Annotated in this window: 12 protein-coding genes; 5 read left to right on the forward strand and 7 right to left on the reverse strand. The window is 71.5% G+C overall.

The window, feature by feature from the left end:
• Positions 1-26: 26 nt before the first annotated feature.
• The 6 genes from ACIBTS_RS38335 to ACIBTS_RS38360 form a co-directional block, all read right to left on the reverse strand.
• Positions 27-407: a fic family toxin-antitoxin system, toxin component gene (locus tag ACIBTS_RS38335; RefSeq protein WP_399325293.1), complete on the reverse strand. Its 381-nt coding sequence runs from the start codon at positions 405-407 to the stop codon at positions 27-29.
• Positions 404-700 (reverse strand): DUF1778 domain-containing protein, encoded by a 297-nt coding sequence (locus ACIBTS_RS38340; RefSeq protein ID WP_319671988.1) that lies wholly within the window; start codon positions 698-700, stop codon positions 404-406. The genes ACIBTS_RS38335 and ACIBTS_RS38340 overlap by 4 nt, the downstream gene beginning before the upstream one ends.
• Before the next feature lie 66 nt (positions 701-766).
• Positions 767-1,246: a hypothetical protein gene (locus ACIBTS_RS38345; protein WP_399325294.1), complete on the reverse strand. Its 480-nt coding sequence runs from the start codon at positions 1,244-1,246 to the stop codon at positions 767-769.
• 99 nt (positions 1,247-1,345) lie between these two features.
• Positions 1,346-3,466, reverse strand: coding sequence for a DUF4157 domain-containing protein (locus tag ACIBTS_RS38350; protein WP_399325295.1), 2,121 nt, complete (start codon positions 3,464-3,466; stop codon positions 1,346-1,348).
• A gap of 121 nt (positions 3,467-3,587) precedes the next feature.
• Entirely contained in the window at positions 3,588-4,523 is a 936-nt protein-coding gene (locus tag ACIBTS_RS38355; RefSeq protein WP_399325296.1) for an SGNH/GDSL hydrolase family protein, read from the reverse strand.
• A 306-nt stretch (positions 4,524-4,829) separates the two neighbouring features.
• Entirely contained in the window at positions 4,830-6,086 is a 1,257-nt protein-coding gene (locus tag ACIBTS_RS38360; RefSeq protein ID WP_399325297.1) for an alpha-lytic protease prodomain-containing protein, read from the reverse strand.
• A gap of 241 nt (positions 6,087-6,327) precedes the next feature.
• Between ACIBTS_RS38360 and ACIBTS_RS38365 the strand changes: the two genes are divergently transcribed.
• The 5 genes from ACIBTS_RS38365 (at position 6,328) to ACIBTS_RS38385 (ending at position 10,602) form a co-directional block, all read left to right on the forward strand.
• Positions 6,328-7,284 (forward strand): GlxA family transcriptional regulator, encoded by a 957-nt coding sequence (locus tag ACIBTS_RS38365; protein WP_399325298.1) that lies wholly within the window; start codon positions 6,328-6,330, stop codon positions 7,282-7,284.
• A 125-nt stretch (positions 7,285-7,409) separates the two neighbouring features.
• Complete coding sequence (gene gap / locus ACIBTS_RS38370) at positions 7,410-8,405, forward strand: type I glyceraldehyde-3-phosphate dehydrogenase (protein ID WP_399325299.1); 996 nt, start codon at positions 7,410-7,412, stop codon at positions 8,403-8,405.
• Between the two features lie 295 nt (positions 8,406-8,700).
• Complete coding sequence (locus ACIBTS_RS38375; protein ID WP_173877633.1) at positions 8,701-8,877, forward strand: hypothetical protein; 177 nt, start codon at positions 8,701-8,703, stop codon at positions 8,875-8,877.
• A 14-nt stretch (positions 8,878-8,891) separates the two neighbouring features.
• Positions 8,892-10,133 (forward strand): aminotransferase class V-fold PLP-dependent enzyme, encoded by a 1,242-nt coding sequence (locus tag ACIBTS_RS38380; RefSeq protein WP_399325300.1) that lies wholly within the window; start codon positions 8,892-8,894, stop codon positions 10,131-10,133.
• Between the two features lie 127 nt (positions 10,134-10,260).
• The gene (locus ACIBTS_RS38385; RefSeq protein ID WP_399325301.1) at positions 10,261-10,602 is read left to right on the forward strand and encodes a hypothetical protein; all 342 of its coding nucleotides are present in this window, start codon (positions 10,261-10,263) and stop codon (positions 10,600-10,602) included.
• A 173-nt stretch (positions 10,603-10,775) separates the two neighbouring features.
• On the opposite strand, the gene pepN is transcribed toward ACIBTS_RS38385, so the two are convergent.
• Positions 10,776-13,217, reverse strand: coding sequence for an aminopeptidase N (gene pepN / locus ACIBTS_RS38390; protein ID WP_399325302.1), 2,442 nt, complete (start codon positions 13,215-13,217; stop codon positions 10,776-10,778).
• Between the last annotated feature and the right edge of the window lie 108 nt (positions 13,218-13,325).

Consider the following 13,325-nt stretch of genomic DNA (forward strand, 5'->3'; position numbering starts at 1 on the left):
CCCGCGGCGGGCCGCCCCGTGAGGGATCAGGCGACGGACCAGTCCCGCAGTTGGCGGGCGATCCGGGCGACACCGAGAGCTCCGGAAGCGGCGTCGCGCACGAGCGCGACGGCCGCCTTGGGCGGGTAGTCGAGCCTGCGCGCGTTGAGGATCAGGTAGGCCTCGGTGGCATGCCAAGCGAAGGCTTCGTTCGAGTGCTCCAGGCACGGCAGCTTCGCCAGGGTCTGCAGCAGGGCGCCGGCCTTGAGGTGCAGCGAACCGTAGACGTCGTGCTCCAGCGCCCGCGCGTTGACCCGCGCCACCGCGGCGTACAGCGGCCCGTAGTCGTCGACCTGCGGATCACCGTCGAGCAGCTCGGCGGCATGCAGCAGAAACGTGACGTCCAACGGGTGGTCCGGCTGGGTCACGCCGCGTGCCCTCGCTCCTGCTGTTCGAGGTCGCGCCGTGCTTCCCGTTCGGCCGCTCGCTCCTCGGCGCGCGGGTCCGCGGCGCTCGGTTCGGCCGCGAACGCCGCACCGCTGCGGGCCATGGACTCCTTGAAGCCCTCCAGGAACCGCGCTTCGACGGCGGTCGCACGGGCGTAGGCGGCCGAGAGGATGTACTCCTGCAGACTGACCCCCTCCTGCTTCGCGGCGGCGGCGATGGCGGCCCGCTGCTCGGGGTCGGGGAAACGCAGATTCATCGCTTTGGGCTCCGACATGCAGCCCACGGTACCAGTGGTACCACGCCTGGACCCGGGGAACCGGGTCCCTTCGGCCGCCTCCGCTCAGCCGGCGTACACCCTGCCCTGACGCACGACGAAGTGCGTCGGCCCGGAGCAGCCCAGGGAGGGTGTGAGCAGCAGGCTCACCGTGATCGGTGCGGGCTCGGTGCCGGCGGTCGAGAACTGGCAGACGGCGCCCTTGCCCGTCAGCGGGTACCAGAACCAGCCGTCGACGTCGCCCACGGTCACCCGGTCCGACTCCTTCCAGGCACCGCCTGCCTGCGTATAGACCTGCAGGCGCACCGAGGCGGCGTAGGCGTCGTCGGCCGACCGCAGAGCCGTCAGGGTGACCCTGTAGTCGCTGCCGAGGACGGACGAGGCGATCTGACGTGTCTGCGGCGTCGCGGCCTTCGCGCCGGAAACCCCCGCGCCGGAAAGCCCGGCATCGGAGGCCCCAGCGTCGGCGGCCGCGAGCGTGGTCGCCGTCAGGGCGACGAGGACCGCGGCCGCGACGCCGCGGGTTCGCATGCGAGCGAGACTCATGTGTTCCCCCGTTGGAACGAGTCGGAATGGATGGTGGAAATCATCCCCTTTGTCGATGAAGACACGCGATACGTACCGGCGGTTGCACGGGAACCCCGGCTACTGCTTCGAGGCCTGGTCGGGGAAGAGTTTCTCGACGTACTTGTCGAGCAGCGTCTCGTATTTCTTGGCGTTCTCCGGGTCCATGGTGGTGTGCCGGACGATCTTGATGCCGCTCTTGGGGTTCAGCATGAAGTTCTTCGACAGGAGCACGCGGGCCTGCATGAAGTTCTGCCGGTTCGCCACCCGCATCATCTCGTGGCGGCTCTTCTTTCCCTGCCCCTGGAAATGCTCGGGGTTCTTCCCGACGAGCTCCCGCTGCCGTCCGAGTTCCGGGTGGCTCAGCTTCTCCGGATGGTTGACATAGTCGTCGAGGTGGGTGGTCGGCGCGTATGCGCCCTGGTGGAACCGTTCAAGCGTTCTGTTGTGGAGGGCGGTGGCCTGCTGCTTGAGATGCCACTGCTGTTGCTGCTTCGCATGCGCATCGAGTTGCGGACGCGCGGCTCCCACCTGGTCCGCGGTGATGCCGGGGCCGGGCGGGAGGACGTCGCTGCCCGGAATCGGCGACGGCTCCTGGACGTCGGTGTTCCACACCGCGCGGACGGCGTCGAGGTTTCTGGTGATCTCGTCGTTCATCTTCTCGCGCTCATGGTCGACGGGAAGCTTGATCCGCTCGTTCTCGACCTGGTCCGGTGAGGCGGCCGCGAACTTGTTGTAGCGGATGGGACCCAGCGTGTGGAGGTCGTCGAGGAGCTCGTCGTCATGCGGCAGACCATGCGGATGGGCGAGGTAGGCCACGTCGTCGGCCAGGTTCTTGGGGACGAGGATCTGGAAGAGGCTGCCCTCTTTTGTGTCGTTGAGTTTTTCGGCCTCTTCGTAGAGTTCCTCGACTCCGCTGGTGTCCAGGCCGAACTTGGTCAGGAAGTCCTTGATGAACGCTGCCACGGGGATTTCGGTCTGCCCCTTGCCGATCTGGAAGTAGTGGAAGGTCTCCTCGCCCGGGTGGTTCAGGCCGCCGTGCAGGGACAGGTTGGCAGAAATGATGTTGGACTTGGTGGGGGTGATGTTGTCGTCGATCAGTCCGTTCTGCTTCATGTCCGCGTCGAAGAACTGCGAGATGTTCTCGTAGTGCGAATAGTCGGTGTCCTTCGGCCCCGGGTACCTCAGGAAGTGGAAGTCGTCCGGCACTTCCTCGCGGTGATGGCGGGAGTAGACCCGCTTGTAGACGTCCTGGGCCACCCGGATGCGGGGATCCTGGGCGTGGAAGAAGGGGTAGTGGTCGCCACCGTGCTCCTCCTCCTTCGCGATCACGTCCTGCTGTATCCGCTTGTACTGCTTCGCCTGCTCCTCGGTGATCTTCCGGCGCAGACGCCCGTCCTGCTCTTGTTCCTCCGTCAGTTCGGGCGTGGGCGTGAGGAAACGGCCGTGCACGCCCATCCGGTGCTGCCCCGTCTCCTCCAACTCGGCGTTGTGGAAAGGGAGATTGAGATGCGCCTGGGTGGCCGACCTCATGCGCTGGACGGGCGCGGGCGGCGTCCCGCCCGCGGCTCCGCCCGGCGCGGAGGCAGGGGCGGCGGCAGGGGTGTGCGCGGTGTCCGCGACTTCCCCGCGCATGACCTCGGTCGCCCGGGCCTCCGCCTCGCGCTCGAAGCGGTCCGACGGGTCCGAGATGCTCAACCCGGTGCCGTCGTCCGTCCCCGCGACCGGTCCCTGCCGTTGCTGGATGACATGGGTCAGCTCATGCGCCAGGGTGTGCTTGTCGCTCCCGCCGTCGCCGATGACCACATGGTTGCCGGAGGTGAACGCACGGGCACCCACCGAGGCCGCGGAACGCTGCGCGGCGGCGCCGGTGTGCAGACGCACGTCGGAGAAGTCGCTGCCCAGCCGCGCTTCCATCTCGGCGCGCAGCGGCTCGTCCAGCGGCCGGCCGGTCGAGCGCAGCACGTCGTGCACCGCGGACCGTTGCACAGCCTGCTCGTGCCCGGGGTCCGCGCCGGCGTCGCCCCGCTGCTCCTCGACCATCCGTGCCACCACCGCGTTTCCGGCGGTGCGCTGCAAGGACGCGAGCGCCGCCGGGGACATGGGGGCGGCGGCGGGCTGCACCACCGCGGCTGTCTGTCCCGGCGGGTTCGGCACGCGCCGTGGGCCGGCGTCCTTCTCGGGCTGTTCCTTCGCACGCATGGCGGACCTTTCCTCGATCCTCCTTCTCTACCCAGGCGCAGGCCGACCGGGAAAGGTCCGAACGGGCACCTCCGGGTGCACGATCGCCCGTCCGAAGGCCCACCCGCCGAGTCGGCCGGAGTCAGTGGCCGTATCGCCCGTGGGTCAGCCGCTTCAGCACCGCACCTGCCATCGCCTCCTCGCCCTTGGCGTTGGGGTGGGCCGGAGCGGCCGGCGAGGCGGGCCGCAACGGCTCGATCCACCGTTCCGCCGGGGGCTTGCACATGTCGTGGCCGATGGTCGGACCGTAGGTGTCGACGTACTCGGCGTGGTTCCAGCGGGCCACCAGACGCAGCATCAGATTGAGGCGTTTGCCGGTGTCCCGGAGGTAGGGGAAGTCCCGCGACGCGAACGGCACGGCGGGCGCACAGCTGCTGCCGTCGTCGGGCAGAAGGTCGGGGTAGCCGACGACGAGGACCCGGGCGCGGGGGGCCCTGTCGTGCACGGCTGCAAGCACCCGCGCGACCTTGGGCGCCGTCCTGGCGATCTCGACCGTGAGCTGGTCGACGCCCGAGGACCCGTAGTGACGTTGGCACGGATTGCCCGTCGGATCCTGCGGGGCCAGTTGGGCACAGGTGCCGATGATCGAACCGAAGCCGATGTCGTTGCCGCCGATCTGGACCGTCACGAGGCTGCTGTTGCGGCTCAGCGCGTCGAGCTGAGGGCCGTTGGTCCCCTGCGGCTTCCACATGTTCTCGGTCGTCGCCCCGCTGCAGCTGACGTCCTTGAACAGGCTCGCCCGCAGCTGCCCGGCCACGAGCGACGGGTAGTTGTGGTCGGAGCGGGCGCAGTTGGCGTCGACCTGCCGGGGGATGAAGGGGCCGGAGGTGTAGGAGTCGCCGAGCGCCACATACCGGCTTCCGCCACCATCACCGTCATCGCCCCCGCCGTGCGCCGCCGCGGGCGCGGCCGAAGCGGCCACGAGGGCACAACCTCCCAGCGCCGCCAGAAAGGTGACGCCCTTTCGGCGACGACCGGCCAGTCCCGCCACTCTCCCCGTGCGTATGTCGCCCTGCATCGCGTTCCTCCCCCTCGAAGCCCACGCCCACCGACGACGTCGTCCAGTCCGGCCGTCGTCGCGTTCAACTGGGCTTGTATACCGCCGGGTTGGTCGCCGGGGCCAGAGGCGGGAGCCAACGCGTCCCCACGACGAGGCGGTATGTCCGTTCCACGGCCGCCGAGGCGGTGTGTACGGCCGGTTCGGCCCACTGGGGGTTCCGTTCGACGGTGCCCCCAACAGCGCCGACGAAGGCGGGGGTGGCCCTCCCTGACAGAGGGCCACCCCCACGTGCGGGGAGACCGCGAGGAGACCGCGGGAAGACGGTCAGTAGGTGTGCAGCGTGAGCCCGTAGCGGTTGAGGATCTCGTTCACCGGCTGGAACCAGGTCTCGCCGCCGGAGGAGCAGTTGCCCCAGCCGCCGGAGGTGACGCCCTGCGCCTGGTCGCCGCTGATGAACGAGCCGCCGGAGTCGCCCCCTTCGGCACAGACGTTCGTCTTCGTCATCTGGTGCACCGCGCCCTCGCTGTAGTTGACCGTCTCGTCCTTCGCCAGCACCGTGCCGCAGTGCCAGTGCGTGGTCGACCCGGACCGGCAGACGGAGGCGCCCACGGGGGCCTCGGCCGAGCCGCGCACCAGCTGGTCGGAGACCGTGCCCCAGCCGAGCACGACCGGAACGGTCCACCAGCCACTGCCCACGCTCACCCAGGCATAGTCGTTGTCGGGGAACGAGGAGCCCTGGAAGGCGCCGACGTAGGAGCCGTCCCAGCCCGAGACGCCCGCGCCGGCCCGGCCGCAGTGGCCGGCGGTGACGAACCCGCCGTACACCGAGAAGCCGATGGAACAGCGCACGTTGCCCGTGTAGTAGGGGTCGCCGCCCACCGTGCCCGCCGCGAACGTGCGCGGAGCCGAGGCGACGGTCTCGACGGTGACGGGACCGGCGGTGCGGGCCTGCGCCAGGAACCGCTGGACATCGTTGTCGGAGCGCCGGTCGCCGACGACGGAGACCACGACGGCGTTCGCCACCGGGTCGACATGCCAACTCCCCACCCCAAAGGGGGCGGAGAGCCGGTCGATGCGTGACTTCGCCGTGTCCAGCGCCCTTGCGCTGTGCTCGACGACACGGACACCGGCCCCCTCGGCGCGCAGCGTCGCGCGGGTCGACCGCGTGGCCTGCGAGGTGACGGCGACCGTCAGACGGCCGTCGGCGGCGTCGAACCAGGACCCCGCGTAGGCGGCGCCCGCCGTGCGGCGCGCCTTCGGTTCGAGTGCGGTGGCGGCCCGCTCGGCGTCCAGCCGGGCGGCGGCCTGTTCCTCGGTCAGCCCCAAGTCCTGCCGCATGGCGTCGAGCAGCGCGGCGGCGGGGGCGGTACTCGAAGCAGAAGCAGAAGCAGAAGCAGAAGCAGAAGCAGAAGCGGAGGCGGAGGCGGAGGCGGAGGCGGAGGCGGAGGTGGAGGCGGTTGTGGCGGGCGCGGCGGTGGCCTCGCCGCCGTTCGCCGCGGCGGGGAGGGTGCCCGCGCCGCCGAGGCCGGCGAGCGTCAGTAATGCGGCCAGGCAGACGTGCTTGAGCCTTGTGCGTCTCATGGGTGTTGCCCTTCGTCGTTCCAGTGAGTGGGGGGTGGAACAGCGGATGGGTGAGAGCGCTCTCAGGTGTGGCGCGGCAGAGCCTAGCCCGCTCAGGGTGTCAGGTCCATACCAATACCGGTCCGAAGCCCGTACGAATTCCCGTACCAGTACCAGCGCCAGTCCCAAGGGCCCGAACGATGCTGGTGCCGACGCGGGACGGCGTACCGGTAGCGGTTCGCACCCCCGTACCCTGTGCCGGGTGTCGTCCTCCCGCCTCCAACGCGTCGCCGTCCTGGTGCTGGCCGGCGCCAAGCCGCTCGACGTCGGCATCCCCGCGCAGGTGTTCGCGACCCGCGCGAGCATGCCCTACGAGGTGCGGGTGTGCGGCGCGGCGCCCGGCCTGGTGACCGGCGGAGACGGCCTGTCGTACCACGTGGCCCACGGCCTGGACGCGCTCGACTGGGCCGATGTCGTCTTCATCCCCGGCTACCGGCTCCCCGACCGCGACGACCCGCCGCAGGCCGTCGTCGGCGCGCTGCTCGCCGCCCATGCCCGGGGCGCCCGGCTGGCCGCCATCTCGACGGGGGCCTTCGCGCTCGCCGCCACCGGCCTGCTCGACGGCCGACGGGCCACCACGCACTGGCACTACACACGGGCGCTGGCGGCGAAGCACCCGCAGGTGAAGGTCGACGAGAACGTCCTGTTCGTCGACGAGGGCAGCGTGCTGACGTCGGCCGGAGCCGCCTCCGGCATCGACCTGTGCCTGCACATCCTGCGCCGCGACCTCGGGGTGGCCGCCTCCAACCACGCGGCCCGGCGCCTGGTCGCCGCCCCCTACCGCAGCGGCGGCCAGGCGCAGTACGTGCCGCGCAGCGTGCCCGAGCCGCTGGGGGAACGGTTCGCCGCCACCCGCGAGTGGGCGCTGCACCGGCTCGGCGAACCCCTCACCCTGGAGACGCTGGCCCGGCACGCGGCGGTCTCGGAGCGCACCTTCTCGCGACGCTTCGTCGAGGACACCGGGTACACACCGATGCAGTGGGTGATGCGCGCCCGCATCGACATGGCCCGCGAGCTGCTGGAACGCTCCGAGCGCAGCATCGAGCAGATCGCGAACGACGTAGGCCTCGGCACGGGGGCGAACCTGCGGGCGCACTTCCAGCAGATCCTCGGCACCACACCGAGCGAGTACCGGAGCACCTTCACCCGGGGCGAGTAGCCGGGGAGCGCGCCGGGCGCCCACTTCCTCGGCCTGGCGAGATCCTTGCGAACCCTGGCGCTCACGCCCCGGTCACGGTCGGGCGTCGCGCGCGAGGCTGGTGCTGAACCGAAGGGACACCATTCATGACTCGCATCGCCATCAACGGTTTCGGTCGTATCGGACGCAATGTGCTGCGTGCGCTCCTGGAGCGCGACAGCGCCCTGGAGATCGTCGCGGTCAACGACCTCACGGAGCCCGCGGCTCTCGCGCGGCTGCTCGCCTTCGACTCGACGGCCGGCCGGCTGGGCCGTCCGGTCACCGTCGACGGCGACACCCTCGTCGTGGACGGCCGGCGCATCAAGGTCCTCGCCGAGCGCGAGCCGGGCCGGCTGCCCTGGGGCGAACTCGGCGTCGACCTCGTGCTGGAGGCCACCGGCCGCTTCACCTCCGCCAAGGCCGCCCGCGCCCACCTCGACGCGGGCGCGCGCAAGGTGCTGGTCAGCGCGCCCTCCGACGGTGCAGACGTCACCCTGGCCTATGGCGTCAACACCGACGCCTACGACCCCGAACTGCACACGATCGTCTCCAACGCCTCGTGCACGACCAACGCGCTGGCCCCGCTGGCCGCGGTCCTGGACGACCTGGCCGGCATCGAGCACGGGTTCATGACCACGGTGCACGCCTACACGCAGGAGCAGAACCTGCAGGACGGGCCGCACCGCGACGCCCGCCGGGCCCGTGCCGCGGCCGTCAACATCGCGCCGACCACGACCGGCGCGGCCAAGGCGATCGGCCGGGTGCTGCCCAACCTCGACGGCAAGCTGTCCGGCGACTCGCTGCGGGTGCCGATCCCGGTGGGCTCGATCGTCGAGCTCAACACGAGCGTCGCGCGTGACGTGACCCGCGAGGAGGTCCTGGCGGCCTACCGTACGGCCGCCGAAGGCCCGCTGGCCGGGATCCTGGAGTACTCCGAGGACGCGCTGGTGTCGTCCGACATCGTCGGCAACCCGGCCTCCTCGATCTTCGACTCGGAACTCACCCGCGTCGACGGCCGCCACATCAAGGTCGTCGCCTGGTACGACAACGAGTGGGGCTTCTCCCACCGCGTGGTCGACACCCTCGAACTCCTCGCCCGCTGACGCGACCCCGGCCGGCCCCGCTGCTGAAGCCGGGGCCGGCCGGACGGTGGCACTCTCCACCTCTTCGGTGATGTCGCGGACCCGGCGCTGGCCGTCAGGAGGCAGTTCGTGCGCCCGAGCCGTCCGGGGCGGGAATCGCCAGTTCACGGTCCCTGTGCGCGCGGCCGACGGGTCCCGTGGTCACCCGCGCCGAACTCATGGGGGACAATACGATGTTGTCGCCGTCAACGGTTCCGCTGTTCCGGCCGTCGGGCGACGCCTCGGAAGCGACCGTCCATGAAAGCAGAGCGCCCCGGTGATCCCCGTCTTCGACGACACCCCGATCTACCATCGCCTCGTCACCGAACGCGGTGATGTGCCCGCCCAGGTGCGTGGCGAGGCCGAACGCATCAAGAGAGACCTGGACCGGGTCATGAGCGCCCCGTCCTCCTTCACTCCCGGCCTGCCCGCGCAGCGGTCGTTCTTCTCCTGAGCACACGGAGTCCCATGAACGAGGTCGAAGTCGGCACCGTCCCCCGGCCGTTGGTGCTGCCCGACGGGCGGCCCGCGATGGCGGCCTGGACGCTCGACCCCCGGCTGCGGCATCTCAACCACGGCTCGTTCGGCGCCGTCCCGCTGGTGGCGCAGCAGCGGCAGAGCGCGCTGCGGGCCGAGATGGAACGCGCGCCGGTCGTATGGTTCCCGTCGCTGCCCGGCCGGATCGCCGTCGCCCGCGCGGCCCTCGCCGGTCACCTGCGGACCGACGTCGGGGACCTGGCTCTCGTGCCGAACGCCAGCGCCGGGGCCAGCGTCGTCTTCGCCGCGCTCGCCGACCGCCCCGGCGGGGACATCGTGGTCACCGACCACGGCTACGGTGCCGTCACCATGGGCGCCCATCGGCTGGCAGACCGCTGGGGGAGGAGCGTGCGCACCGCCCGGGTCCCCCTGGCGGCCGACGCCGAGCAGGCCTACCAGGCGGTGATGGCGGAGGTGGACGAGGACGTCGCCCTCCTCGTCCTGGACCACATCACCTCCGCGACGGCACGGCTGATGCCGGTCGAACGCGTCGCCGCGGAAGCCGCGCGGCGCGGGGTCACCCTGCTCGTCGACGGCGCCCACGCACCCGGACTGCTCGCCGCGCCGCTGGACGGCCTGGTCTGCGACGCCTGGGTCGGCAACCTCCACAAGTGGGGGTGCGCCCCGCGCGGCACGGCGGCGCTCGTCGCCCGCGGCCCGCTGCGCACGGACCTGCACCCGCTGATCGACTCCTGGGGCGCCGCCGAACCCTTCCCGGACCGCTTCGACCATCAGGGCACGCTCGACGCCACGGGCTGCCTGGCCGCGCCCACCGCGCTGGACTTCATCGACGACACCTGGGGCTGGGACACCGCCCGCCGGTACATGGACGAGCTGGCGGAGTACGGCGCCCACGTCGTCGCGGCCGCCTTCGCCCGGACCGGGACCACGGCGGACCCCGTCGACGTCGGGATGCCCGTCCCCGGCATGCGCCTGGTCCGGCTGCCCGAGGGACTGGGCACGAGCCGGGTCGCGGCGGACGCCCTGCGCGACCGTGCGACCGCCGAGCTGGGCGTGGAAGCCGCGTTCACCAGCTTCGACGGGCTCGGCTACCTCCGGCTGTCCGCCCACGTCTACAACACCCCCGAGGACTACGACCACTTCGCCGAGGCCTGCGTGCCCCTCGTCGAGAAGTGGGCCCGCGAGGCAGGGGAATCACCGGCCCGCGCGTAGGCGCCGCAGGTGCAACTGGGCCGGGGGCGGCCCGTTGTCAGTGCCGTGATGAAGGATGCCCCAGGTGAGATCAACTTCCGCTCCGCGGGGTAGGCGGTCTCATGTCCCCGCCCAGGAAAGGTCCTTCATGATGCCGTCCTCCGCCGCCAAGCCGCAGGTCCGCGACGTCCTGAGCATCGTCTCCGATCCGCGTACGCCGGTGTTCGTGACCGAGTACGCCGGCGGACGCCGGGTGTACGGCTACTGGCGGCCGCTGGACGCCGACGGCGGATGGGGAGGCTGCTATGTCGCCCTGTCCACCGCCGAGTGCGACGCGCTGTACGCGGCGGGACGGATCACGCTCGGCGAGCCCGTCACGGATCCGACGAAGACCACCTACCGGGCCTGCCCCGCCCGCACTCCGGCCGCAGCCCCCCGCCCCACGGCCGCCCCGGTACGGACGACGGGGGCGAGGAGACACGCGGCGTGAGGGAGGGGCCGACGGCCGGCCGCCATGGGGCTCGGCATCACGGCCGCCCACACGGCGCCGACCGACGACATCTCACGGCACGTCAGGACAGCACTGACCGGGGGGCCTGGCGGCGCTCCGCCCGCAACCGGCGAGCAGGTGCTCCCCGTCGAGGAAGCCGAGTCGGCCTTCGGTCAGGCCGTGCGGGTTCGGGAACGGAGCATCCGCCACACCGCGTCCGAACGTTCCAGGAGCGTGTTGCGCACCACCGGGGCCGCCTCGTGGGAGGCCTGCCGGGCCTTCTCGACATACGCGGTGTCGACGGCGTGCGGTGGGAAGAGGTGGCTCGCGAAGACCATCGCCGGGATCATCCCGCCTCGGTGCAACTGCGGGACGGATTCCAGATAACTCTGGGCGTACGGCGCCAGCAGCGCGTCCTGGGCGGGGCGCCAGAACGCCGCCGCCACCTGGCCGACCGCGTTGACGGGGACCGCGCGGTCCACCGCCACCCTCTGCCACACCTCCGCCTTGGCGGCGGGGTCCGGCACGGCGGCCCGCACGGTGAGGGCGCGGACCCAGGCGTCGGGATCCGGGTCGTCGGCCAGGAGCACGGCGGCCTCGGCCGAGACGTCCCCGCCCAGTTCCGCTTCGCGGACCAGCGCGCGCCAGCGCAGATCCACGTCGTCGCCCGCCTGTTCACGCAGCCATGCCAGGTCCTCCGGGTTTGTCGCGGTGCGGGCCAGGCCGCGCAGGGCGACCCGGCGGCGGCCGGGGCCCGCGGCGAGCCGCCGACAGACCGCTGCCACCGCCGCCGTCAGTGCGGCGCGCTCGTCGTGCGGCGCCCACAGTTCGGCGATGTTCGCGGCGAGCGTCAGATAGGGCTCGATCACGGCGTCGGACGTCTCGGCCGCGAGGACGGCGGTGATGCACCGCCCGGCTTCCGCCGCAGTGGCCTCCCCGGCGGTCAGCATGTCCCACACGGTCGCCACGGCCACCCCCCGGGAGATGGCCGTGGGCAGCTGCGCCGCGGCGCCGAACAGGGCGTCCCTCGTCGCGGGATCCGGGCGGGTGGTGGCGAAGGTCAGATCGTCGTCGTTGATCAGCAGGAGGCCGGTGTCCGCCTCGGGCGGCAGACCGGTGAGCGGCGTGCGGGCCTGTGTCACCTCGACGCGTACCAGCGCCTCGCGTTCGAGGGCTTCGCCGTTCCTGCGATATGCGCCCACGGCCAGCACCTGCGGGCGCGGGACGCCCACGGCCGCCAGCGTCACGGTGTCGCCGTCGCGTTCCACGGTGAAGCGGTCCGGGCCCGCGGTGCCGAGCCACGCCGTGCGCCAGGTGTCCAGGTCGCGCCCGCTCGCCTCGGACAGTGCGTCGATGAGGTCCTGGAGTGTGGCGCTGCCCCACGCGTGGCGGGCGAAGTAGGAGGTCATGCCGGCCCTGAAGCGTTCCTCGCCGACATACGTCATGAGCTGCTGGAGAACGGACGCGCCCTTGGGGTAGGTGATGTTGTCGAAGATCGAGGCGGCCTGGGCGACGTCGTGGATGGGCTGATGGATCGGGTGCGACACGGGCCCCTGGTCGGAGAGGTACGCCCTGAGCTTGCCGTCCGCCAGATGGCCCGCCCAGGCGTCGGTGTACCGGGTGGCGCGCTCGGCGGCCCAGTGGCAGGCGAACTCCGCGAACGCCTCGTTGAGCCACAGGTCGTCCCACCAGCGCATGGTGACGATGTTGCCGAACCACATGTGGGCCATCTCGTGCAGCAGCACCTTCGCCAGCAGCTCGCTCTCGGCGGGCGTCGGCGTGGCCCGCCGCAGGAAGCCGTCCGACCAGGTCACACAGCCGTAGTTCTCCATCGCCCCGCCGAACTCCGGCATGAACACCTGGTCGTACTTGGCTTGCGGGAACGGCATGGCGAAGGCCTCGCCGAAGAAGGCGAGGCCCTGACGGGTGAGGGTGAAGATCTCGTCGGCGTCGCGGTCGAGGACCGCGGCGAGGGAGCGGCGGGCGTAGAGGCCGAGGTCGTGTCCGTCGGCCTCGCGGCGGACCTCGTGGAACGGCCCCGCATTGACGACCGTGTTGTACACGGACAGGGGCGGGGTGGCCGGGAACGTCCAGCGGCGGGCGCCGGCCAGCTCCTCGACGCGCGGATCCTGCGCGTTGCTGGTGACGGTCCATGCGGTCGGGGCGGTGACGGTGAAGGCGTGCGGGGCCTTCAGGTCGGGCTGGTCGAAGCACGCCCAGACGAACCGGGCCTCGTCCGGTTCGAAGCTCATCCACACATAGACCTCGCCGTCCGCGGGGTCGGTCGCCTTGTGCACGCCCGCGCCGGTCGCCGTGTCGGCCTGCACGCTCTCCACCCGCAGGACGTTGTGCTCGGCGAGGCCGGGCAGGAGTATCCGGCCGTCCCCGGCGGGGGTGAGCGGGCGGCCGTTCAGCGTGGCGCTGCGGACCTGCGCCGCACAGTCCACGAAGGTCTCCGCGCCCGGCTCCCGGCAGCCGAAGGTCACGGTGGAGACGCACCGGACCTCCGGCCCGTCGGTCAGACCGGTGAGGTCGATGTCGACGTCGTACCGCTCGACCGTCAACAACGCACCCCGGCGCTCGGCTTCCGTACGGGTCAGGCTCCGGAACTCCATATGTCCTCCCTCAGCAGACAGCGGGCGTCAGCGTATGACGCGGGACAACGGCGGACGCAGGGGTTTTCGCGCGTCACCATGAAGAACGACAGGCCGGTCCCCTCGTCA

The organism is Streptomyces sp. NPDC050121 (genome assembly GCF_044460385.1).
GTDB lineage: Bacteria > Actinomycetota > Actinomycetes > Streptomycetales > Streptomycetaceae > Streptomyces > Streptomyces soliscabiei.

What these genes read in the sequence shown, in the direction of transcription:
- ACIBTS_RS38340 (WP_319671988.1), bottom strand. Translation starts at nt 700, where the DNA reads ATGTCGGAGCCCAAAGCGATGAATCTGCGTTTCCCCGACCCCGAGCAG.
- ACIBTS_RS38345 (WP_399325294.1), bottom strand. Translation starts at nt 1,246, where the DNA reads ATGAGTCTCGCTCGCATGCGAACCCGCGGCGTCGCGGCCGCGGTCCTC.
- ACIBTS_RS38350 (WP_399325295.1), bottom strand. Translation starts at nt 3,466, where the DNA reads ATGCGTGCGAAGGAACAGCCCGAGAAGGACGCCGGCCCACGGCGCGTG.
- ACIBTS_RS38355 (WP_399325296.1), bottom strand. Translation starts at nt 4,523, where the DNA reads ATGCAGGGCGACATACGCACGGGGAGAGTGGCGGGACTGGCCGGTCGT.
- ACIBTS_RS38360 (WP_399325297.1), bottom strand. Translation starts at nt 6,086, where the DNA reads ATGAGACGCACAAGGCTCAAGCACGTCTGCCTGGCCGCATTACTGACG.
- gap (WP_399325299.1), top strand. Translation starts at nt 7,410, where the DNA reads ATGACTCGCATCGCCATCAACGGTTTCGGTCGTATCGGACGCAATGTG.
- ACIBTS_RS38380 (WP_399325300.1), top strand. Translation starts at nt 8,892, where the DNA reads ATGAACGAGGTCGAAGTCGGCACCGTCCCCCGGCCGTTGGTGCTGCCC.
- ACIBTS_RS38385 (WP_399325301.1), top strand. Translation starts at nt 10,261, where the DNA reads ATGATGCCGTCCTCCGCCGCCAAGCCGCAGGTCCGCGACGTCCTGAGC.
- pepN (WP_399325302.1), bottom strand. Translation starts at nt 13,217, where the DNA reads ATGGAGTTCCGGAGCCTGACCCGTACGGAAGCCGAGCGCCGGGGTGCG.